The following is a 20553-nucleotide window of genomic DNA, read 5'->3' on the forward strand; positions in this document are numbered from 1 at the left end:
CTATCAGCCAATGACGAACAGGGGTTGACCGTACTCGACGGGCTCGCCGTTTTCGACCAGGATTTCTTTGATGACGCCGGACTTGTCGGCTTCGATTTCATTGAGCAGCTTCATGGCTTCAATGATGCACAGCGGATCGCCTTCCTTGACGGTGGCGCCCACGTCGATGAACGGCGCGGCGCCCGGGTTCGGCGCGCGGTAGAACGTGCCGACCATCGGAGCCTTCACGACATGGCCCTGGATCACCGGCGCAGCTTCGGCGGCGGCGGGCGCGGCCGGAGCGACGGCCTGGGCCGCTGGCGCAACCGGCACGCCGGCTTCGGGGTGGTGGTAGGCGACCGGTTGCAAGGTCTGCGAGAACTTGACGATCCTCACCTTGCCTTCGCCTTCGGTGATTTCCAGCTCGGCGATGCCCGATTCAGCCACCAGGTCGATCAGGGTTTTGAGTTTTCGGAGGTCCATAGAAGCTGCTTCCCGAGATAGTGTCGGCGACGTCCCTGCGTCGGGTCCGCGCCGTATAAGATGTAAATGCTGTGGTTTGGTGCGAGATCAGTGCCGCACTGCGTAACGCAGAGCCGCCTCGTAGCCGTCCGCGCCCAGGCCGCTGATGAGGCCTACCGCCAAGTCGGACAGATACGAGTGATGCCTGAAGGGCTCTCGCTTATACAGATTGGACAAATGTACTTCAATAAATGGGATCGCGACCCCAGCCAGCGCATCGCGAATTGCGACGCTGGTGTGCGTATATGCCGCCGCGTTGATGATGATGAAGTCGGTGCCGTCTTGCCGGGCCGCCTGGATGCGGTCAACCAATGCGCCTTCGTGATTGCCTTGCCACGCTGTCAGCGTGGCGCCCAGTTCGCCTGCGAGCAGCTCAAGACCCTCGTTGATCTGTTGCAGCGTGAGGCTGCCGTAGATGTGAGGTTCTCGGGTGCCGAGCAGGTTCAGGTTCGGGCCATGCAATACCAGTATGTTTTGCGCCATGCGCTTGCCAATGAGTGGTTTGCCAATTGTTGGCAAAACAGCCGATAAACCAGCTTTTTACGCCAATTCCTACTATTTGTCCAACAGACTTACGCCTTTAAACCAGACAGGGTGCGATCCAAGTCATCGGGCTGGATTTCACCCAATATCTTCCGGTTAATTCCGCCATCTGCGTTGAAAACAATAGTAAAAGGCAGGCCGCCGCTGGGGTTTCCCAGCTTACGCAATGTATCGATAGCGCCGGCGCCTATCACCCACAAGGGGTAGGAAACCTGTACTTTCTCGACAAATTTTTGCATATTCGCAGCCGAATCGACGCCAATGCCGACAAACCGTACATGCGGGTATTTTTTCTGCAAGACGTCGAGTTCGGGCATTTCTCGGACGCAAGGCGCGCACCAGGTTGCCCAGAAATTGACCACGATGGGCTGGCCTTTCCAGCCTGCCAGCGTATGAGACGCCCCGTTCAAGTCAGGCAGCGGCATCTGCATCAGCGCGGCGACGGGATCGCCGGCATCGGCAGTAGCCGAGGGCGTCGAGGTCTTACGGCCCATCAGGGTATAGCCGCCCGCAACCGTGGCGGCTATGGCCACGCCGGCGGAAAGAAGTAGGCGTCGATTCATGGCGCGATCATAACCGCTGCCGCCGTTTTGCGCCGCGCAGGTTTTGCGCCGCGCAGGTTTCGCGCCGTGCGGGCCGCGGCGGGTCGCCACTCTATATATATACAATGCAGGACAGGAGAGTTTTTCAATGCACCTGCATATTCTTGGCATCTGCGGTACGTTCATGGGCGGCTTGGCGCTGATCGCGCGCGCTGCCGGCCACAAGGTCACTGGTTGCGACGCGGGCGTGTACCCGCCCATGAGCACGCAACTGTCCGAACAAGGCATCGAGCTGATCGAAGGCTTCGGCGCGGAACAGCTGGCGCTCAAGCCCGATCTCTACGTGATCGGCAACGTAGTCAGCCGCGGCAATCCGCTGATGGAGGCCATCCTGGACTCCGGCGCGCGCTACGTGTCCGGCCCGCAATGGCTGGGCGACAACATCCTGCCCGGCCAGCACGTGCTGGCGGTGGCCGGCACCCACGGCAAGACCACCACCAGCTCGATGCTGGCCTGGGTGCTGGAAGCCGCGGGCATGGCGCCCAATTTCCTGATTGGCGGGGTGGCGCAGGACCTGCACGTGTCGGCGCGCTTCGATCCGTCGCGTCGTCCCTTCGTGATCGAGGCGGACGAGTACGACACGGCCTTCTTCGACAAGCGCTCGAAATTCGTGCATTACCGTCCGCGCACGGCCATCCTGAACAATCTTGAATACGATCACGCCGACATCTTCCCCGATCTGGCGGCGATCGAGACCCAGTTCCACCACCTGGTGCGCACCATTCCCGGATCGGGCCGCATCGTGCGCCCGGCGCGCTGCGCCGCGCTGGACCGCGTGATTGCGCGCGGATGCTGGTCCGAAACCGTCACGTTCGGCGCCGATGGCGCCTGGCAGGCAACGGCGCCGGATGCCGAAGGCGCGTTCAGCGTGCTGCGCGGCGGCGTGACAGCCGGCACCGTGCGCTGGAACCTGACGGGCGAACACAACCGCATGAACGCGCTGGCGGCGCTGGCCGCCGCCGAACACGTGGGCGTGCCGGCAGCCCAGGGCATCGAGGCCTTGAGCCGCTTCGCGGGCGTGAAGCGCCGCATGGAGCTGCGCGGCACGGTCAACGGCATCAAGGTCTATGACGATTTCGCGCACCACCCCACCGCCATCGCCACCACCCTGGAAGGCCTGCGCCGCCAGGTCGGGCCGGCCCGTATCCTGGCAGTGCTGGAGCCGCGCTCCAACACAATGAAGCTGGGCACCATGGCCGCCCGCCTGCCCGCAGCCCTGGCCGACGCCGACCTGGTGTTCTGCTTCGGCGCGCACGCGGGCAAGCACGCCCTGGGCTGGAATCCGGCGGAAGTGCTGGCGCCCCTGGGCGACCGGGCTTCCAGCTACGATGACATCGGCGCGCTGGTCGCCGCCGTGGCCGGCGCCGCTCGTCCGGGCGACCAGGTGCTGGTCATGAGCAACGGCGGCTTCGGCGGCGTGCACGGCAAGCTGCTGGACGCCCTGCAGGCGCGCGGCTGATTCCGCCAAAGACACCGCAAAGGCGAGCAATGATTCTTTATCTGCACGGTTTCCGTTCCTCGCCGACCTCGCTCAAGGCCCGCATGATGGCCGACGCCATGGCCGAACGCGGCCTGTCGGCGGCCTGGGCCTGCCCGCAACTGCCCGCCAGCCCGCGCGAGGCCGTCGCCTTGGCGATGGAGATCGCCCGGCGCCAGCTGGAAGGCGCGGACTCTCCCCGCGCGCTGACCGTCATCGGCTCTTCGCTGGGCGGTTTCTACGCCACCTGGCTGGCCGAACAGCTGGGCTGCAAGGCGGTGCTGCTGAATCCGGCGGTCGAGGCCGCCCGCGACCTCGCCACCCAGATCGGCGAGCACCGCATGTATCATTCCGACGCGCCGTTCGTCTTCCTGCCCGAATACGTGGACGAACTGGCCGCCATCCATGTCCCCCGCATCACCCACCCCGACCGCTACTTCCTGGTGGCGGCCACCGGCGACGAGGTGCTGGATTGGCGCGAAATGCGCGACCGTTACGCGGGCTGCCGCCAGCGCATCGTGCAAGGCAGCGACCACGGTTTGTCCGATTTTGCGGAATGGATGCCCGAAGTGCTTGAATTCGCCCTTGGCGACAAGCAGGTTCGCCCCCAATAATCAGTATCAGACTTCACCACTCTATATAGCAGCGCAAGGCGGCGCGTGCGCGCCGCCCAGGACGATCCCCACCATGTATGTGTTTTACGAAGACGACGGCAGCTTCAAGGCCGGCAATATCCTGTCCGAGACCGACGCCAGCCTGCAGGTGGAATCGGAATCGGGCAAGCGCAGCAAGATCAAGCGCGCCAATACCTTGTTCACCTTCGCCTCGCCCGAACCGACCGCGCTGATGAGCCAGGCGGCCGCGACCGCCGAAACCCTGGACCTGCAATTCCTGTGGGAATGCGCGCCGCAGGATGAATTCGATTCCCCCGCGCTGGCCGCCGACTACTTCGGCCACGCGCCCACGCCGGTGGAACAGGCCGCGCTGCTGATGCGCCTGCACGGCGCGCCGGCGTACTTCCATCGTCGCGGCAAGGGCCGTTACCGCCCCGCCCCGCCGGACATCCTGGCCGCCGCGCTGGCCGCCCTGGAGAAAAAACAGCGCCAGGCCGAGCAGCAGCAGGAATGGGTCGATGAAATGGCTGCCGGACGCCTGCCCGAGCCCATCGCCCAGGCCGCGGAATCGCTGCTGATCCGCCCCGACAAGAATTCGCAGCAGTGGAAGGCGCTGGATGCAGCCTGCGCCAAGCTGGGCAAGAGCCCCGACCGCCTGCTGCTGGAGCTGGGCGCCTGGCCGCACGCGCTGGCGCTGCACAAGCGCCGCTTCCTGGCGGTGAACTTCCCGCGCGGGCTGGCGTTCCCGGATCTGGAACTGCCTGCCATCGACCGCGAGCTGCCGTTGTCCGACGCCGAAATCTATTCGGTGGACGACGTCACCACCACGGAAATCGACGACGCGCTGTCCGTCTCCACCCTGCCCGACGGCCGCCTGCGCGTCGGCGTGCACGTGGCGGCGCCGGGCATCACCGTGACCCGCGACAGCGATTTCGACAAGCTGGCGCGCGCGCGCCTGTCCACCGTCTACATGCCGGGCGACAAGATCCCGATGCAGCCGGACAGCATCATCCAGGCGTTCTCGCTGGACGCCGGCCGCGAAGTGCCGGCGCTGTCCCTGTACGTCGTGGCCGATCCGGAAACCGGCGAAATCATCGAATCGGAAACCCGCCTGGAACGTATCGTGGTGCGCGAGAACCTGCGCCACAACATGCTGGACGCCCAGGTCACGGAAGCCAGCCTGTCCGATCCGTCGGCCGACCTGCCCTATGGTCATTGGCTGCGCCCGCTGTGGAAGCTGGCGCAGGCCCTGTCGGCGCAACGCGAAAACGTGCGCGGCAAGCCGGAAAACAATTCGCGGGTGGAGTACAGCTTCTACCTGGACGGCAACCCCGACGATCCCGACACGCCGGTACGCCTGGTGCCGCGCCAGCGCAACGCGCCGCTGGACCGCATGGTGGCGGAATACATGATCCTGGCGAACAACCTCTGGGGCGGCCTGCTGCACCAGCACGGCGTGCCGGGCATCTACCGTTCGCAACAGGCGGGCCGCGTGCGCATGAGCACCCAGGCCCTGCCGCACGAGGCCATCGGCGTGCCGCAATACGCCTGGAGCACCTCGCCGCTACGCCGCTACGTGGACCTGGTGAACCAGTGGCAGTTGATCGCTGCGGTCGAACACGGCGTGTCCGCCCGCCTGGTCGCCCCTTTCAAGCCGCGCGACGCGGACCTGTTCGCCATCATCGGCGCGTTCGATGCGCAATACGCGGCCTGGGCGGAGTTCCAGAGCGCAATGGAACGCTACTGGTGCCTGCGCTGGCTGAAACAGCACAGCGTGACCCGCACCGTGGCGCACGTGCTGCGCGAGGATCTGGTGCGGTTCGCGAATGCGCCGCTGGTGACTCGGGTGGGCGGGATGCCGGAGCTGGAGCGGGGGACTGCGGTGGAGATCGATATCCTGGGGATGGATGAGTTGTCTCTGGAGCTGGATTGCCGGTATATCGGGGAGATTAGTCCGGCTGTGGGTGGGCAGGAGTAGAGCCTTCTGCTCTGGCGGCAGCCCGGGGGCAGCGAACAGGGAGAGGTCAGTTTTTTTGTGTTTAAGGCGTTGGAAGCCTGATCGTTGTTCAGATCAGGCCTGTTGATGCTATTTAAGCGATGAAAAAATTGATCCTCCAGTTCGGCTGGCATAAACGGCAGGTCTGAGCCTGTCCGTATTTTTGTGGGCGAGGCGTTTTGAAAGTTGTTATCCCCGCCGCTCCATATACCTCCGCGCCATCTGATACCCCGCAAACACATAAAACCCATTGCTATTGAGCACCAGCCAAGCTCCCAGCCCGCCGAGCAGAGCAACCACCGGCCCCACCGCCCGAACATCCCCTTGCGTCCACGCGATCAAGCCCAGGAAGCCGACAGCTATCAAGCCCAAGGACAGCCGCTTCAGCAGCACCAGCCCGAATGCGTGCCCGCCCATGAAGGCGACCACGCCGATGGCCAACGCCAGGGCCGTCGCCGCACAGACCAGCACCAGCGCGAACGCCGCCAATGCCGGCCCCGCGCCGCGCAGCAACAGGCTCAGCAGGCCTATCCCTACACCCAACCCGCCTGTCATCACCAGCACCGCCAACACCAGCGGCGACCACATCCCCGGTGGCGCGCGACGCGCATCCATCTCTGCCACGAAGCGATGCATCGCCGCCGACATGGCTAGCTGGTCCCGCTGCGGCAGCGCCGCCTCCAGTTTGCGGCACTGCGCGATCAACGCGTTCAGCCCCGCTCGCGGCGCATCCATCACGCCCTCGCCGCGCCCGGCGCGTGTTCCGCCACCGTGCTGCGCAAAGCCGCCATTGCCTCCTGCACCGCGATCGGACGGAACGGGTCCTCGCGCCAGTACATCGCCACCGACCCGAAGCCGGATAGCCGCACCGGAATGATCCGCATCGCCCGCATCTGAGAAAACCGCAGCGCCGCCCGGTGCGAAGCCACGCCGATCATGTCGCTGTTGTTGATCAACGTGAGATTGATGGTCACCGAATTCGATTCGACGTGGTCCGGCGGCGGCGCCTGGCCCGCCGCCGCCAGCGCCGCGTCCACCGCATTGCGGATGGGCGTGCCCTTGGGCCACAGGATCCAGCGGTAAGAAAGCAGGTCCGGCCAAGAGGGCTGCTCGATCGCGAACAGCGGATGGCGCGGCCGCGCAACCAGATGGATGGGTTCCAGGTACAGGGCCTCGAAGCGGATCGCCGGGTCGTGATGCTCCGGCGCCGAACGTCCCACCACGATGTCCAGGTCGCCCTGCGCCAACTGCGCCAGCAGTTGGTCGGTCGTGCCCTCCACCAGCTTGACGCGGGCCTGTGGCATGCGCTCGAGCAGCTTCATCACCGCCAGCGGCACCGTGTCCGACGCCGACGCGCCCGACGCGCCTATCACCACCCGGCCGCCGCCGCCCTCGCGCAAGGCCGCCATGTCCGCGCTGGCGCGATCCAGTTGCGCCTCCACCCGCTGGGCATGCGCGATCAGCACGTCGCCGTGCGGCGTGGGCCGCAGGCCGCGCGCATGCCGTTCGAACAACGGCAGCCCGATGTCGTCTTCCAGATCCTTCAGCCACTTGGACAAGCCCGGCTGCGTCGTATTGAGCATCGCGGCCGAGTGGCTGATGTTGCGGGTCTGGGCCAGGCTGAGCAGCATTTTCAGATTGCGCAGGCGCAACCGGTGGGTCCAGTCCATGCAGGCCCTCGTCTCGTCTATGTATATTCTTATTGGTATGGATAATAAGATAAATTCATTTCAAAACACATAGCTCCTTACGCATAATCGTCTCCATATCAGGACCAGCCGCGAACCACGCGGCGGCCACGCGAAGCCGGCGCCAGCCGGACATTCCGGAGACAAGCATGCCCGACGGTCACCCCCCCGGCGCGGACCGCGCCGCCTATTACGCACGCATTGCCAGAAAACACATGGCGCCCCTGTGGGAGTCGCTGCACAACCTGGTGCCGCGCGAACCCGCGCCGCGTTGCGTCCCCGCCATCTGGAAGTACGAAGACGTGCGCGACGACGTCATGGCGTCCGGTTCGCTCATTACGGCGGAAGAAGCCGTGCGGCGCGTGCTCATCCTGGAGAATCCCGGCCTGCCCGGCCAGGCCAGCATCACGCAGAGCCTGTACGCGGGCCTGCAACTGATCCTGCCCGGCGAGATCGCGCCCAGCCACCGCCACACGCAGTCGGCCCTGCGCTTCATCGTCGAAGGCCGCGGCGCCTACACCGCGGTCAACGGCGAACGCACCACCATGCACCCCGGCGACTTCATCATCACCCCGTCATGGACCTGGCACGACCATGGCAACGCCGAAACCGCCGAAGGCGGCGAGCCCGTGGTCTGGCTGGACGGCCTGGACATTCCGCTGCTGCGCTTCCTGGACGCGGGTTTCGCCGAAAACTATCCCTCGGCCACACAACCCGTGACCCGCCCCGAGGGCGACAGCATGGCGCGCTACGGCCACAACATGGCGCCGGTGCGCCACCAGACCTCCAGCGGCACCTCGCCCATCTTCAACTATCCCTATGAACGCAGCCGCGAGGCGCTGGACCAGCTCTACCGCCACGGCGAGCTGGATCCCTGGGACGGCGTGAAGCTGCGCTACCTGAATCCGGCCACCGGCGGCTACCCCATGCCGACCATGGCCACCTTCATGCAATTCCTGCCTGCCGGATTCCAGGGCAAGACCTGCCGCAGCACCGACTCCACTGTCTACAGCGTGGTCGAAGGCCGCGGCACCGCGCGCATCGGCGACCAGGAATTCCACTTCGGGCCGCGCGACGTCTTCGTCGCGCCGTCCTGGCAGCCGGTGCAGTTGGCCGCGCTGGACGACGCCACCCTGTTCAGCTATTCCGACCGCCCCGTGCAGGACGCGCTGGGCGTGTGGCGCGAAGCGCGCGTCGGCTAGAAGCCGGCGCGCTCCCTCCGCTTCCATTTCAGGCCGGGGCCGCGCCAGGCCCCGCTCCGCATTCCTTAAAGGTGACCCATGTCTTTCGTCTTCGACCCCGCAGCCCCCATCGCCGTGCCCGTTGCCGGCAGCCAGGACAGCTTTCCCGTGCGCCGCGTCTATTGCGTCGGCCGCAACTACGCCGCCCATGCCCGCGAAATGGGCTTCGACCCCGACCGCGAACCGCCGTTCTTCTTCTGCAAGCCGGCCGACGCCGTGGTGCCGGTGGCAGAAGGCAGCACCCTGTCGCTGCCCTATCCTTCTGAGACCGCCAATCTGCACTATGAGATCGAACTGGTGGCGGCCATTGGCAAGGGCGGCGCCAACATCTCCGTCGACGAGGCCCTGCAACACGTCTGGGGCTATGCCGTGGGCCTGGACATGACCCGCCGCGACCTGCAGATGAAGATGCGCGAGGCCGGCCGCCCGTGGGAACTGGGCAAGGCCTTCGACCAGAGCGCGCCCATCGGCCCCCTGCATCCTGCTGGCGCAGTCAAGAACATCGACCAGGCCGCCATCTGGCTGCAGGTCAACGGCGCCGACAAACAAAGAAGCGACATCGGCAAGCTGATCTGGTCAGTCGCCGAAACCGTCGCCTACCTGTCCAAGTACTTCCGCCTGGAAGCCGGCGACCTGATCTACACCGGCACGCCCGAAGGCGTAGGCCCGGTGGTGCGCGGCGACAAGATGGTCGGCGGCGTGGACGGCCTGGGCACGCTCAGCGTGCAGATGGCGTGAACCCTCCGGAAATCCGCATGCAACTGCACAGCTTCTTCAATAGTTCCACCTCTTATCGCGTGCGCATCGCGCTGGCGCTCAAGGGTTTGCCGTACGAGTACCTGCCCGTGAACCTGCGCAAGCAGGAGCAGCGCGCCGCGGATTACGTGGCCAAGAATCCCTCGGCGGGCGTACCCCTGTTGATCGATGGCGACACCCAGCTGTCGCAGTCGCTGGCCATCATCGACTACCTGGACGCGACCCATCCCGAGCCGCGCCTGATCCCGGCCGGCACGCTGGAACGCGCCCGCGTGCTGGAGCTTTCCGACGCCATTTCCTGCGACATCCACCCCGTCAACAACATGCGCATCCTGCGCTATCTGCAGGACGTGCTGGGCGCCAGCGAAGAACAGAAGAACGCCTGGTACCACCACTGGATCCGCGAAGGCATGACGGCCGTGGAAGCGCTGTTGGCGCGCCACGGCCACGGCGCCTATTGCTACGGCGACGCGCCCACGCTGGCGGACTGCTGCCTGGTGCCGCAGATGGCCAATGCCCAGCGCATGGGCTGCGACCTGTCGGCCTATCCGCGCGCCATGCGCGTCTATGAGTACTGCAATGCGCAGCCCGCCTTCCAGCAGGCGGCCCCCACCCAGCAACCGGACTACACCAAGTGAGCAACCAGGAACCCGACACCCAGGGCGCGCCGCTGCGCGAATACACCGATCCCGCCTACCGCCCTCTATGCGCCACCCTGGCGGACGTGCGCGCCAACATCGACCGGTTGGACGACGAGATCGTGCGCCTGATCGCCGAGCGCGCCATGTACGTGAAGGACGCCGCGCGCTTCAAGCGCGACGCCTTCCAGGTCAGCGCCCCGGCCCGCCAGGCCCAGGTCTTCGAAAAGGCGCGCCTGCTGGCCGAACGCCACAACCAGGGCTTCGCCAATCTGGACCAGGTCGTGGACGCCACCTATCGCGCCATGGTCGCGGCCTTCATCGCCAACGAACAAACCTATTTCAACACCATGAAGGATCTCGGAGACACCCATGCATAAGCCCTACGCGCGCCGTATCGCCGCCCATGCGCTGATCCTGGGATTGGCCGCGCTTGCGCCGCTGGCCGCCGCGCAAGCCCAGGCCTGGCCGGCCCAGCCGCTCAAGGCCATCGTGCCCTTCGGCCCGGGCTCCAGCCCCGACCAGGTGGCGCGCATCGTCGGCGAAAAGGCCGGCGCCATCCTGGGCCAGAGCATCGTCATCGAGAACAAGCCGGGCGCCAGCGGCAACATCGGCACCTATGCCATCGCCAACGCCAAGCCCGACGGCTACACCTTCGGCGTGTCCATTACCGGCCCGCTGGTCAACAACACGCTGCTGTTCGACAAGCTGCCCTATGCGCCGGCTACCGACCTGGCGCCGCTGACGCTGGCGGTGCACCAGCCCAATGTGCTGGTCGTGCCCGCCTCGGCCGGCATCGACAATATCGGCCAGTTGCTGGAAGCGCTGAAGAAAAATTCGGACAAGTACAACTTCCCGTCCACGGGAGCCGGCACGGTGTCGCACCTGGCCGTGGAACTGATGCTGCAGCAGACCGGCGCGCGCGCCACCCACGTGCCCTATCCCTCGTCGCCCGCGGCGCTGACCTCGCTGTTGTCCGGCGACACACAGTTCGCCGCGCTGCCGCCCATCGCCGTCATGCCCATGGTGAAGGACGGACGCCTGAAGGCGCTGGCCGTCACCTCTTCCAGGCGCTCGGCCCTGCTGCCCGACATCCCGACGCTGGCCGAAGTCGGCGTGCCGGGAATCGAAGGCTCGGCGTGGATCGGCTTTGTGATCTCGTCCAAGGTTCCCGCCGACATCCAGAAGAAGCTGTCCGACGCGCTGATCCAGGCCATACGCGATCCCGAGGTCACCAAGCGCCTGCAGGCCCAGTTCATGGATCCCGCCGGCACCACGCCCGCCGAATTCCGCGCCTATATGGATGACGAACTCAAGCGCTGGGAGCCGCTCATCAAGAAACTGGGCATCAAGGGCCAGTAAGCCGGCGCCCGGCCACGCCTCGCAATCCACACAAGGAGAACTCGGGATGCTCATCACCGAACCCGCCCGCCAGGTTCCGCTCTACGGCGAATATGACGTCGTCGTGCTGGGCGGCGGCCCCGCCGGCCTGCTGGCCGCCGCCAGCGCCGCGCGCAACGGCGCCAGCGTGCTGCTGGTGGAACGTTACGGCTTCCTGGGAGGGATGGGCACGGCGGCCGGCGTATCCAACTTCTGCGGCCTGCACGCGAACGTCCGCGGCAATATCCGCCAGGTGGTCCACGGTATGACGGAGGACTTGCTGGACCGCATGCGGGCCTTGGACGGCCTCAACGAGCCGCATCTGATCCTGGGCAAGATCCACGCCCAGGCCTACGACATCTCGGCCTTCAAGTGCGCCGCCGACGGGCTGGTCCAGGCCAGCGGCGCGCAGGTGCTGTTCCATGCGCTGGCCACCGGCCTGGCGCGCGGCGCCGACGGCAGCGTGGATGCGCTGTTCCTGGAAACCAAGTCCGGCCGCTGCGCCGTGCGCGCCAAGGTCTATATCGATTGCTCGGGCGACGCCGACATCGCCCAATGGGGCGGCCTGCCCTTCGAAAAGGGCGACGAGCACGGCGGCATGCTTTACCCCACGCTGATGTTCAAGGTCGGCAATGTCGACGGCGCCCGCGCCCAGGAAGCCTGGAAGACCATTCCGCAGCTGATGGACCAGGCCGCGGCCAGCGGCGAATTCACCTTCCCGCGCCGCGGCGCCATCGTGCGCCCGCAAAAACATGACTACGAATGGCGGGTCAACGTCACCCAGCTGGCCAACGCCGACGGCAGCGCGGCCGACGGCACCGACGCCGATTCCCTGTCGGCCGGCGAACTCGAAGGCCGCCGCCAGATCGTGCAATACCTCGCCTTCCTGCGCGCCAAGGTGCCGGGTTTCGAGAACGCCTATGTGCTGGACATCGCACCGCAGCTGGGCATCCGCGAAACGCGCCGCATCGTCGGCGAGGCCGTCCTGAGCAAGGAAGACGTGCTGGGCTGCGCCGACTTTCCGGACAGCATCGGTGTCAACGGCTGGCCGCTGGAAATGCACACGGCCGGCGACGTGCAATGGCTCTGGCCGCCTATCCCCGAGTCCCGCGGCTATAACCAGCTGCCATTCCGCATGATGGTCCCCAAACGCGCCCCGGGCGTGGCGGGCAACGTGCTGGTGGCCGGACGCTGCGCCTCCATGACGCACGAAGGCCAGTCGGCCGCGCGCGTAAGCGGCAGCTGCTTCGTCATGGGCGAGGCCGCGGGCACGGCGGCCGCCATGGCGCTGCGCGCCGGCATCGCACCGGGCGACGTGCCCATTTCCGCCTTGCAGGCGCAGCTGTTGAAACAAGGCGTGTTCCTGGGCGGCCAGGACTGAACGGCGCGGAGGCCACATATGAACGCAACGCAAACCGATAAATCCGTGATCGTGGTGGGCGGCGGCATCGGCGGCCTGGCCGCCGCGCTGGCGCTGACCCGGCAAGGCATCGCCGTGCAGTTGCTGGAGCAGGCCGCGCACATCGGCGAAATCGGCGCCGGCATCCAGCTGGGCCCCAACGCCTTCGCGGCGCTGGACGCCCTGGGCGTGGGCCAGACCGCGCGCGCCCGCGCCGTCTTCACCGACCACATCATCATGATGGACGCGGTCGACGCCAAAGAGGTCGTGCGCATCGATACAGGCGAGGCCTTCCGCGAGCGCTTCGGCGGCCCCTACGCCGTGATCCACCGCGCCGACATCCACCTGTCCATCCTGGAGGCCGTGCAGCAGAATCCGCTGATCAGCTTTCGCACCTCCACCCAGATCGCCTCCATGTCGCAGGACGACAAGGGCGTGGAGGCCGTGGACACGCAGGGCAACCGCTATCGCGCCGACGCCGTAGTGGGCGCGGACGGCGTAAAGTCCGTGATCCGCGAACGCATGGTGGGCGACCCGGCGCGCGTGACCGGCCACGTGGTCTACCGCGCCGTGGTCGAACGCGAGAACATGCCCGAGGAGCTGCGCATCAACGCGCCGGTGCTGTGGGCCGGCCCGCACTGCCATCTGGTGCACTACCCCTTGCGCGGCGGCCAGCAATACAACCTGGTGGTGACTTTCCACAGCCGCGAACAAGAAGAATGGGGCGTGCGCGAGGGCAGCAAGGAAGAAGTGCTTTCCTACTTCCAGGGCATCCACCCGCGTCCGCACCAGATGCTGGACCGCCCCACTTCCTGGAAGCGCTGGGCCACCGCCGACCGCGAACCCGTGGAGCGCTGGGGCCAGGGCCGCGTGACCATTCTGGGCGATGCCGCCCATCCCATGACCCAATACATGGCCCAGGGCGCCTGCATGGCGCTGGAGGATGCGGTGACATTGGGCGAGGCCGTGAAGCAGTGCGGCCACGACTTGGAGGCCGCGTTCCGCCTGTACGAATCCGTCCGCATCCCGCGCAGCGCGCGGGTGGTGTGGTCCACGCGCGAAATGGGCAGGCTCTATCACGCGCGGGGCGTCGAACGCACCGTGCGCAACATGCTGTGGACTGGCCGCAGCCAGTCCCAGTTCTACGACGCGTTGCAGTGGCTGTACGGCTGGAAGGTGGAAAACTGCCTCGCGGGGCATTCCTCTCAATAGAAAAAATGCAGGCACCCAAGGAGACAACCATGAGAAAAACCGCAATCCGCGGCAGCGCCGCCCTCGCGCTTGCGCTGACCGCGTTCGCGGCCGCCGCGCAGCAGAAGCCGGTCGACATCGGCTTCATCGGCACCCTGTCCACGCCCGCCGGATACATCGGCGAAGACGAGCGCGACGCCTTCATGCTGGCCGTGAAGGAAGGCGGGGGCAAGCTGGGCGGCGTGCCGGTCAATGTGCGCGTGGAGGACGATGCGCTCAAACCCGCCAACGCCAAGCAGATCGCCGACAAGATGGTGCAGGGCGGCGTGCGGTTGTTCACCGGCATCAACTTCTCCAACGTCATGGCGGCCGTGGGGCCGACCGTGCTGAACGCGGGCGCCTTTTACGTCAGCCTGAACGCAGGCCCCTCCAACTACGCCGGCAAGGCCTGCAACCCGAACTACTTCTCGGTGGCGTTCCAGAACGATTCCTACGCCGACACCGCGGGCCTGGCCGCCAACGAGCTGGGCGCCAAGCGCGTGGTCATCATGGCGCCCAACTACCAGGCCGGACGCGATGCCGTCGCCGGCTTCAAGCGCACCTACAAAGGCGAAATCGCCGACGAGATCTACACCAAGCTGGAACAGGCCGACTTCTCGGTGGAACTGGCGCGCATCCGCTCGCTCAATCCCGACGCCATCTTCCAGTTCCACCCTGGCGGCGCCGGCATCAACCTGACCAAGCAATTCGCCAACTCCGGCCTGGCCGACAAGATCCGCATGATCACGCCCATCTACTCGATGGACGACCGCATGCTGGCCGCCACCGGCAACGCCGGCAAGGGCTTCTACCTGAGTTCGCTGTGGAGCGCGGATCTCGACAACCCGCAGAGCAAGCATTTCGTCGAAGCCTTCACCAAAGCCTACAACCGCGCACCCACCGCCTACGCGGCACAGGCCTACGACACCGCCAACCTGATCGGCTCCGCGCTGAAGGCGGTGGACGGCGACATCACCGGCCGCGCCGACGACTTCCGCAACGCGCTGCGCCGCGCCGACTTCCCCAGCGTGCGCGGCAAGTTCAAGTTCGGCTCCAACCAGCATCCGATCCAGGACTGGTACCTGTTGCACATTGAAGATGGCCCGAACGGCAAGCTGGTCTACAAGAACCTGAAGGTCATCGCCCGCGACCATACCGACGTGCACGCCGCCGACTGCAAGATGTAAGTCCGCACGACGCCCGGCGGATTGCGCGCAGTCCGCCGGGCCCACTCCACAAGGAGTCCCCATGCTGATGTTCCTGGAGCAGGTCTTGAATGGCCTGCAGTACAGCGCATTGCTGTTCCTGCTGTCGGCGGGCTTGACGCTGGTGTTCGGCATCATGAACGTCATCAACCTGACGCACGGTTCGTTCTACATGGTCGGCGCGTTCTGCGCGGCCAGCGCGGCGGCGGCCACCGGATCGTTCCTGGCCGCGCTGCTGGCGGCGCTGGCGGGCGCGGCGCTCTATGGGCTGGTGGTGGAGCTGCTGGTGATCCGCCATCTGTACCGCCGCGACCACCTGGACCAGGTGCTGGCCACGCTGGGCCTGACGCTGTTCACCAACGAGATGGTGACGGTTCTGTTCGGGCGCAGCCCGCCTTTCATGGACATTCCGCCCTTCCTGTCAGGTTCCGTGGAGATTCTGCCCGGCCTTAACTATCCCCTCATGCGGCTGGCTTTCATCGGCGCCGGCGTGCTGGTGGCGCTGGGGCTGTGGCTGCTGATCTCGCGCACGCGCGTCGGCATGCTGGTGCGCGCCGGCGCCGACGACGGCGAAATGGTCGACGCGCTGGGCGTGAACATCCAGCGCCTGTTCACGCTGATCTTCACGCTGGGCGCCCTGCTCTGCGGCTTTGCCGGCGTGATGGCGGCGCCGCTCCTGGCGGTGGAAATCGGCATGGGCGAGCGCATCCTCATCACCACGTTCGTCGTCATCGTGGTGGGCGGAGTGGGTTCGGTGCGCGGCGCGCTGGTCGGCTCGCTCATGATAGGCATGACCGATGCGTTGGGGCGCGCCTACATCCCGTTCTGGATGTCGCGGCTGCTGCCGCCAGAGCTGTCGGACTCGGCGAGTTCCAGCCTGGTCTCGGCCAGCATCTACATCCTGATGGCCATCGTGCTGCTGTTCAAGCCGCGCGGCCTGGTTCCCGCGCAGCGATAGGAACGATATCCATGACCAGAAAAACACTCGTCAACATGATCGGGCTGCTGCTGTTCGCCCTGGTGCCGGCCATCGCGTCGGCCACCGGCGAAAGCTTCCTGGTCAACCTGATGACCCGCTTTCTCATCTACGCCATCGCCGCCGTCAGCCTGGACCTGATCCTGGGCTACGGCGCCATGGTCAGCTTCGGCCATGCCGCCTTCTTCGGACTGGGCGGCTACGTGATCGGCATCGCCGGCTTTCACCTGGCCCAGGGCGACACGCTGTTCGGCTGGAGCGGCAGCAACGCGGCGCTGGTGATGTGGCCCCTGGCCATCGCTGCCGCCGCGCTGGCCGGCCTGGTGGTGGGCTTCCTGTCACTGCGCACCTCCGGCGTGCAGTTCATCATGATCACCCTGGCCTTTGGACAGATGCTGTACTTCATCCTGGTCGGCCTGATGGTCTATGGCGGCGATGATGGCCTGTCCATTGACGTGCGCAACACCCTGCCCGGCCTGGACATGAACAACCCCACCGCTTTCTATTACGTCTGCCTGGCGCTCATGACGGCATGGATTCTGACCTGCCGCCGCATCGTCAACTCGCCCTTCGGCATGGCGCTGCAAAGCATCAAGCAGAATCCGCGCCGCAGCATCGGCCTGGGCTTGGCACCCCTGCGCTACCGGCTCACCGCCTTCGTGCTGTCGGCCGCGGGCACCGGGCTGGCGGGCGCGCTATGGGCCAACTATGCGCTCTTCGTCAGCCCCGACATGACTTCCTGGCAGAAGTCCGGCGAACTCATGGCCATGGTGATCCTGGGCGGCATGGGCTCCATCTTCGGTCCCGTTCTGGGCGTGGCCGTGTACCTGGGCCTGGAACAGATCGCCACCGCCTGGACCGAGCACTGGATGCTGATCCTGGGCCCGGTGCTGGTGCTGGTGGTGCTGTTCGGCAAGCGCGGCGTCTATGGCTGGCTGGTGGGAGGCAAGCACCATGACTGATCATCCCAAACTGGAAATCCGCGACCTGCAGAAATCCTTCGGCGCCGTGCGTGCGACGCAAGGCGTCAACCTGCAGGTCCGGCCCGGCGAACTGCATGCGCTCATTGGCCCCAACGGCGCGGGCAAGACCACGCTGCTGTCGCAGATCAGCGGCGAGATCCTGCCGGACGAGGGCGGCATCCTGCTGGACGGCCGCGACATCACCCGCATGCCGGCCCACAAGCGGCCCGCGGCGGGTCTGGCGCGATCGTTCCAGATCAGCCAGCTCTATCCCGCCTTCAGCGCCGAGGACAACGTCGCCATGGCGGTGCAGGCGCGCAGCCCGGGCGGCTTCAACCTGTGGAAGAACGCCCGCAGCCTGCCGCAACTGCGCCAACCTGCCAGAGAGGCGCTGGAACGCGTCGGCCTGGGCGGCCGCACCCACGTGCGAGTTTCAGAACTGGCCCACGGCGAGAAACGCCAGCTGGAACTGGCGATGGCCTTGTCGCTGGATGCCTCGCTGTTGCTGCTGGACGAACCCATGGCCGGCATGGGCGCCGAGGAATCCCAGCGCATGACCGCGCTGCTGCAAGAACTGAAGGGCCGCTACGCCATCCTGCTGGTCGAACACGACATGGACGCCGTCTTCGCCCTGGCTGACCGCATCACCGTGCTGGTTTATGGCAAGACCATCTTCACCGGCACGCCCGACGAGGTGCGCCATCACCCCGACGTGCGCGCCGCCTATCTGGGCGAGGAGGACTGATGCTGCAACTCAAGCAACTGCAGGCCGGCTACGGCGCAAGCAAAGTGCTGTTCGGCGTGGACTTGGACATCGCCGCGCGCCAGGTCGTATCCCTGATCGGCCGCAACGGCATGGGCAAGACCACCACCGTGAAAACCATCATGGGCATGCTGTCCGCCCAAGGCGGCAGCATCCTGCTCGACGGCCAACCCATCGCGGGCCAGGCGCCGCACCGCATCGCCCAACTGGGCATAGGCCTGGTGCCCGAAGGCCGCCGCGTCTTCGGCTCGCTGTCGGTGGAAGAAAACCTGATCGCCACCGCCCGCAACACCCGCGCCGGCTGGCACGTCGGCCGCGTCTTCGACCTGTTCCCGCGCCTGAAGGAACGCCGCGCCCAATCCGCTCGCACCCTGTCCGGCGGCGAACAGCAAATGCTCGCCGTCGGCCGCGCCCTACTCATCAACCCGCGCCTGCTCATCCTGGACGAAGCCACCGAAGGCCTGGCGCCGCTGATCCGCCACGAAATCTGGAACTGCCTGCGCCGCCTGAAGGAAGAAGGCCAGACCATCCTGGTGATAGACAAGAACCTGAAGGAAATGGCGACGCTCGTCGACCGCCACCACGTTCTCGAAAAAGGCCGCGTCGTCTGGCAAGGCAGCCCCGCGGAACTCGCCGCGCAGCCCGAACTGGCGCAGCGCTACCTGGGCGTCTAATCGGATGATTCGCAGAAGCTCAGCCGATTCCCGAACGGATCGATGACCGCCATCACCCGCCCCCAAGGCATCTCTTCCACGCCGGGCCGCATATAGCCATAGCCCTTGGCGTTCACCTCGGCCTGGAACTCGTCCACGCCCCGCATCCGCACGAACACCGCGGACCCGGGCGTGGCATCGCCGTGGTGCTCGCTCAGGTGCAGCACCAGGTCGCCGCGATGCACTTGCGCATACAGCGGCATGCCCGGCTCGAAGCGATGCTCCCAGTCCCACTCGAACCCCAGGAAGTCCAGATAGAACTCGCGCGCCTTCTCCACGGAGAAAATGCGCAAAATGGGAATGGCAGCTTGCAGATGCATGACGGCCCCAGATAAAAAAGCAAGGACGCTCAGCATAGATCACAAGCCGCACCGCAAAGCGCAAAGCACAAGGCACAAGGCACAAGGCACACAGCATCACGACGCAAGACACCGCGTAAGCCCCAAAAGGCCGCCCGCGCGGCCGGCCTGGGGCGGGCCCCGCAAGACACGCCCCCCAACACAGATGTCGGCAAGAACCAGAAGAACGCCAATCGCCCCAGCTGACGTCAAGTTTCAACCGCCAGAGCCCGGTGCGTCGGTGGCCCGGGAGGCGCGGGGCGTCGATAAGCCCGACGGAATCCGTAGGGAAGGCCGAAGGCCTGGACGAGGATGAGGACGGGGAAGTCCGGAGCGAAGGCTCCGGACCGCAATCGTTGACCCGCGCCTCCCGGGCCACCGACGCACCGGGCGTCTTAAGAACCAACGACGCCCATCAAGACAAACCAATCAATTCAAACTAGCACCCGAGATCTTCACAATCTCCTGATACTTCGCCTTCTCGCTCTTGACGAACTCGGCAAACGCCTCAGGCGTCATCGGCGCAGCCTCAGACCCCATCGTCAGCAAGCGCTGCTTCACATCCGCCTGCTGCATCGCCTCCGAGTAAGCCTTGTTCAGCTTCGCCACCACCGGCGCCGGCGTACCGCCCGTCGTGAACACTCCGAACCAGGTCCCCAGGTCAAAACCCTTGATCCCCGACTCTTCCACCGTAGGCACATCCGCCAGCAGCGACGAACGCTTGGCGGTGGTCACGGCCAATGCCTTGACCTTGCCGTCCTTGATCAGCGGCGCCGAAGCCGCCAGGTTATCGAACATGAAATCCGACTGGCCCGACAGCAGCGCCAGCTGCGCAGGCGCCGCGCCCTGGTAAGGAATGTGCTCGACATTGATCCCCGCGCGCGCCTTCAACAGCTCGCCCGACAGATGGCCCGCGCTGCCGTTGCCGCCCGAACCGTAGTTCAGCTTGCCCGGATTCTTCTTGGCGTAGTCGATCAGATCGGCCAGCTTCTCGATCTTGTTCTTCTGCGCGAACTCGACGTTCATCACCAGCACATTGGGCACCGAGGCCACGATGGTCACCGGCGCGAAATCCTTCACCGGGTCATACGGCAGATTGGCGAACAGCCAGGGATTGATGGCGTGGGTCGCGACCGCACCCATCACCAGCGTATAGCCGTCGGCCGGCGCCTTGGCCACCAGGTCGGCGCCGATGTTGCCACCCGCGCCCGAACGGTTTTCCACGATGACCGGCTGCCCCAGCGAGCCGCGCACCTTCTCGGCCAGCATGCGGGCCATGGTGTCCAGCGGGCCGCCGGGCGGGTAAGGCACGACGAAGCGCAGCGGCTTGGTCGGGAAATCGGTGGCCTGGGCCAGCGCCGGAGCGCCGAAAGGCAGGGTGGCGGCCAGCGCCACGGCGCCTTGCAACAGGGCGCGGCGCACAGCGCTGCGGGGGGTCTGCGTCATGATGTTGTTCTCCTCGCTTCGGATCAATAGCGGTCAGTAGCATACCGCAGCGAGGAATCAGGCGTAACAAAGAGATACCAGCAGA

At 66.0% G+C, this 20553-nt stretch carries 22 protein-coding genes; 15 read left to right on the plus strand and 7 right to left on the minus strand.

The annotated features are described in order from the left end of the window. Window positions 1–3: 3 nt before the first annotated feature. The 3 genes from accB to IAG39_RS28115 form a co-directional block, all read right to left on the minus strand. Window positions 4–462, minus strand: a complete 459-nt coding sequence (gene accB / locus IAG39_RS28105; RefSeq protein WP_118933903.1) for an acetyl-CoA carboxylase biotin carboxyl carrier protein — start codon at window positions 460–462, stop codon at window positions 4–6. Between the two features lie 87 nt (window positions 463–549). After that, window positions 550–984, minus strand: coding sequence for a type II 3-dehydroquinate dehydratase (aroQ, locus tag IAG39_RS28110; RefSeq protein WP_013391376.1), 435 nt, complete (start codon window positions 982–984; stop codon window positions 550–552). 89 nt (window positions 985–1073) lie between these two features. Next, window positions 1074–1607, minus strand: coding sequence for a TlpA family protein disulfide reductase (locus IAG39_RS28115; protein ID WP_118933904.1), 534 nt, complete (start codon window positions 1605–1607; stop codon window positions 1074–1076). Between the two features lie 127 nt (window positions 1608–1734). Between IAG39_RS28115 and mpl the strand changes: the two genes are divergently transcribed. From mpl to IAG39_RS28130, 3 genes are all read left to right on the plus strand, one after another. After that, window positions 1735–3105: a UDP-N-acetylmuramate:L-alanyl-gamma-D-glutamyl-meso-diaminopimelate ligase gene (gene mpl / locus IAG39_RS28120; protein ID WP_059379072.1), complete on the plus strand. Its 1371-nt coding sequence runs from the start codon at window positions 1735–1737 to the stop codon at window positions 3103–3105. A gap of 29 nt (window positions 3106–3134) precedes the next feature. Further along, the gene (locus IAG39_RS28125) at window positions 3135–3737 is read left to right on the plus strand and encodes a YqiA/YcfP family alpha/beta fold hydrolase (RefSeq protein WP_059379074.1); all 603 of its coding nucleotides are present in this window, start codon (window positions 3135–3137) and stop codon (window positions 3735–3737) included. Window positions 3738–3810: 73 nt separating this feature from the next. Continuing rightward, a complete protein-coding gene (locus IAG39_RS28130) occupies window positions 3811–5715 on the plus strand; it encodes a ribonuclease catalytic domain-containing protein (RefSeq protein ID WP_118933905.1) in 1905 nt (634 codons plus the stop codon). 207 nt (window positions 5716–5922) lie between these two features. On the opposite strand, the gene IAG39_RS28135 is transcribed toward IAG39_RS28130, so the two are convergent. Then, complete coding sequence (locus IAG39_RS28135; RefSeq protein WP_059379077.1) at window positions 5923–6468, minus strand: hypothetical protein; 546 nt, start codon at window positions 6466–6468, stop codon at window positions 5923–5925. Then, complete coding sequence (locus IAG39_RS28140) at window positions 6468–7403, minus strand: LysR family transcriptional regulator (RefSeq protein ID WP_118933906.1); 936 nt, start codon at window positions 7401–7403, stop codon at window positions 6468–6470. Before IAG39_RS28140 ends, IAG39_RS28135 begins: the two co-directional genes overlap by 1 nt. A gap of 167 nt (window positions 7404–7570) precedes the next feature. Here IAG39_RS28140 and gtdA point away from each other — a divergent pair, with 167 nt between their 5' ends. From gtdA to IAG39_RS28200, 12 genes are all read left to right on the plus strand, one after another. Next, entirely contained in the window at window positions 7571–8623 is a 1053-nt protein-coding gene (gene gtdA / locus IAG39_RS28145; RefSeq protein WP_118933907.1) for a gentisate 1,2-dioxygenase, read from the plus strand. 78 nt (window positions 8624–8701) lie between these two features. Further along, window positions 8702–9400: a fumarylacetoacetate hydrolase family protein gene (locus IAG39_RS28150; RefSeq protein ID WP_118933908.1), complete on the plus strand. Its 699-nt coding sequence runs from the start codon at window positions 8702–8704 to the stop codon at window positions 9398–9400. A gap of 17 nt (window positions 9401–9417) precedes the next feature. After that, window positions 9418–10056 carry a maleylacetoacetate isomerase gene (gene maiA, locus IAG39_RS28155; RefSeq protein WP_059379082.1) on the plus strand — a complete coding sequence of 213 codons (639 nt, stop codon included), beginning with the start codon at window positions 9418–9420 and terminating at the stop codon, window positions 10054–10056. Beyond that, window positions 10053–10436, plus strand: coding sequence for a chorismate mutase (locus IAG39_RS28160; RefSeq protein WP_059379083.1), 384 nt, complete (start codon window positions 10053–10055; stop codon window positions 10434–10436). Before maiA ends, IAG39_RS28160 begins: the two co-directional genes overlap by 4 nt. Continuing rightward, the gene (locus IAG39_RS28165) at window positions 10429–11418 is read left to right on the plus strand and encodes a Bug family tripartite tricarboxylate transporter substrate binding protein (RefSeq protein ID WP_059379085.1); all 990 of its coding nucleotides are present in this window, start codon (window positions 10429–10431) and stop codon (window positions 11416–11418) included. Before IAG39_RS28160 ends, IAG39_RS28165 begins: the two co-directional genes overlap by 8 nt. Before the next feature lie 46 nt (window positions 11419–11464). After that, entirely contained in the window at window positions 11465–12817 is a 1353-nt protein-coding gene (locus IAG39_RS28170; protein WP_059379086.1) for an FAD-dependent oxidoreductase, read from the plus strand. Window positions 12818–12835: 18 nt separating this feature from the next. After that, complete coding sequence (locus IAG39_RS28175) at window positions 12836–14047, plus strand: 3-hydroxybenzoate 6-monooxygenase (RefSeq protein WP_118933909.1); 1212 nt, start codon at window positions 12836–12838, stop codon at window positions 14045–14047. A gap of 29 nt (window positions 14048–14076) precedes the next feature. Then, window positions 14077–15252 (plus strand): ABC transporter substrate-binding protein, encoded by a 1176-nt coding sequence (locus IAG39_RS28180; protein WP_118933910.1) that lies wholly within the window; start codon window positions 14077–14079, stop codon window positions 15250–15252. 61 nt (window positions 15253–15313) lie between these two features. Then, complete coding sequence (locus tag IAG39_RS28185; RefSeq protein WP_082401347.1) at window positions 15314–16228, plus strand: branched-chain amino acid ABC transporter permease; 915 nt, start codon at window positions 15314–15316, stop codon at window positions 16226–16228. Window positions 16229–16239: 11 nt separating this feature from the next. Beyond that, the gene (locus IAG39_RS28190) at window positions 16240–17208 is read left to right on the plus strand and encodes a branched-chain amino acid ABC transporter permease (RefSeq protein WP_118933911.1); all 969 of its coding nucleotides are present in this window, start codon (window positions 16240–16242) and stop codon (window positions 17206–17208) included. Then, complete coding sequence (locus IAG39_RS28195) at window positions 17201–17953, plus strand: ABC transporter ATP-binding protein (RefSeq protein WP_118933912.1); 753 nt, start codon at window positions 17201–17203, stop codon at window positions 17951–17953. The genes IAG39_RS28190 and IAG39_RS28195 overlap by 8 nt, the downstream gene beginning before the upstream one ends. Then, on the plus strand, window positions 17953–18645 hold the full coding sequence (locus IAG39_RS28200; protein ID WP_118933913.1) for an ABC transporter ATP-binding protein: 693 nt from the start codon (window positions 17953–17955) through the stop codon (window positions 18643–18645). Before IAG39_RS28195 ends, IAG39_RS28200 begins: the two co-directional genes overlap by 1 nt. Here IAG39_RS28200 and IAG39_RS28205 read toward each other — a convergent pair. Both IAG39_RS28205 and IAG39_RS28210 read right to left on the minus strand, forming a co-directional pair. After that, window positions 18642–19004: a glyoxalase superfamily protein gene (locus IAG39_RS28205; RefSeq protein WP_118933914.1), complete on the minus strand. Its 363-nt coding sequence runs from the start codon at window positions 19002–19004 to the stop codon at window positions 18642–18644. The genes IAG39_RS28200 and IAG39_RS28205 overlap by 4 nt on opposite strands. A gap of 447 nt (window positions 19005–19451) precedes the next feature. Beyond that, window positions 19452–20468, minus strand: a complete 1017-nt coding sequence (locus tag IAG39_RS28210) for a Bug family tripartite tricarboxylate transporter substrate binding protein (RefSeq protein ID WP_059379098.1) — start codon at window positions 20466–20468, stop codon at window positions 19452–19454. Between the last annotated feature and the right edge of the window lie 85 nt (window positions 20469–20553).

This window comes from Achromobacter xylosoxidans, assembly GCF_014490035.1.
GTDB lineage: Bacteria > Pseudomonadota > Gammaproteobacteria > Burkholderiales > Burkholderiaceae_B > Achromobacter > Achromobacter bronchisepticus_A.

Excerpts from the sequence above, each read along its gene's own strand:
- accB (WP_118933903.1), bottom strand. The coding sequence starts at position 462 with ATGGACCTCCGAAAACTCAAAACCCTGATCGACCTGGTGGCTGAATCG.
- aroQ (WP_013391376.1), bottom strand. The coding sequence starts at position 984 with ATGGCGCAAAACATACTGGTATTGCATGGCCCGAACCTGAACCTGCTC.
- IAG39_RS28115 (WP_118933904.1), bottom strand. The coding sequence starts at position 1,607 with ATGAATCGACGCCTACTTCTTTCCGCCGGCGTGGCCATAGCCGCCACG.
- mpl (WP_059379072.1), top strand. The coding sequence starts at position 1,735 with ATGCACCTGCATATTCTTGGCATCTGCGGTACGTTCATGGGCGGCTTG.
- IAG39_RS28125 (WP_059379074.1), top strand. The coding sequence starts at position 3,135 with ATGATTCTTTATCTGCACGGTTTCCGTTCCTCGCCGACCTCGCTCAAG.
- IAG39_RS28130 (WP_118933905.1), top strand. The coding sequence starts at position 3,811 with ATGTATGTGTTTTACGAAGACGACGGCAGCTTCAAGGCCGGCAATATC.
- IAG39_RS28135 (WP_059379077.1), bottom strand. The coding sequence starts at position 6,468 with ATGGATGCGCCGCGAGCGGGGCTGAACGCGTTGATCGCGCAGTGCCGC.
- IAG39_RS28140 (WP_118933906.1), bottom strand. The coding sequence starts at position 7,403 with ATGGACTGGACCCACCGGTTGCGCCTGCGCAATCTGAAAATGCTGCTC.
- gtdA (WP_118933907.1), top strand. The coding sequence starts at position 7,571 with ATGCCCGACGGTCACCCCCCCGGCGCGGACCGCGCCGCCTATTACGCA.
- IAG39_RS28150 (WP_118933908.1), top strand. The coding sequence starts at position 8,702 with ATGTCTTTCGTCTTCGACCCCGCAGCCCCCATCGCCGTGCCCGTTGCC.
- maiA (WP_059379082.1), top strand. The coding sequence starts at position 9,418 with ATGCAACTGCACAGCTTCTTCAATAGTTCCACCTCTTATCGCGTGCGC.
- IAG39_RS28165 (WP_059379085.1), top strand. The coding sequence starts at position 10,429 with ATGCATAAGCCCTACGCGCGCCGTATCGCCGCCCATGCGCTGATCCTG.
- IAG39_RS28170 (WP_059379086.1), top strand. The coding sequence starts at position 11,465 with ATGCTCATCACCGAACCCGCCCGCCAGGTTCCGCTCTACGGCGAATAT.
- IAG39_RS28175 (WP_118933909.1), top strand. The coding sequence starts at position 12,836 with ATGAACGCAACGCAAACCGATAAATCCGTGATCGTGGTGGGCGGCGGC.
- IAG39_RS28180 (WP_118933910.1), top strand. The coding sequence starts at position 14,077 with ATGAGAAAAACCGCAATCCGCGGCAGCGCCGCCCTCGCGCTTGCGCTG.
- IAG39_RS28185 (WP_082401347.1), top strand. The coding sequence starts at position 15,314 with ATGCTGATGTTCCTGGAGCAGGTCTTGAATGGCCTGCAGTACAGCGCA.
- IAG39_RS28190 (WP_118933911.1), top strand. The coding sequence starts at position 16,240 with ATGACCAGAAAAACACTCGTCAACATGATCGGGCTGCTGCTGTTCGCC.
- IAG39_RS28195 (WP_118933912.1), top strand. The coding sequence starts at position 17,201 with ATGACTGATCATCCCAAACTGGAAATCCGCGACCTGCAGAAATCCTTC.
- IAG39_RS28200 (WP_118933913.1), top strand. The coding sequence starts at position 17,953 with ATGCTGCAACTCAAGCAACTGCAGGCCGGCTACGGCGCAAGCAAAGTG.
- IAG39_RS28205 (WP_118933914.1), bottom strand. The coding sequence starts at position 19,004 with ATGCATCTGCAAGCTGCCATTCCCATTTTGCGCATTTTCTCCGTGGAG.
- IAG39_RS28210 (WP_059379098.1), bottom strand. The coding sequence starts at position 20,468 with ATGACGCAGACCCCCCGCAGCGCTGTGCGCCGCGCCCTGTTGCAAGGC.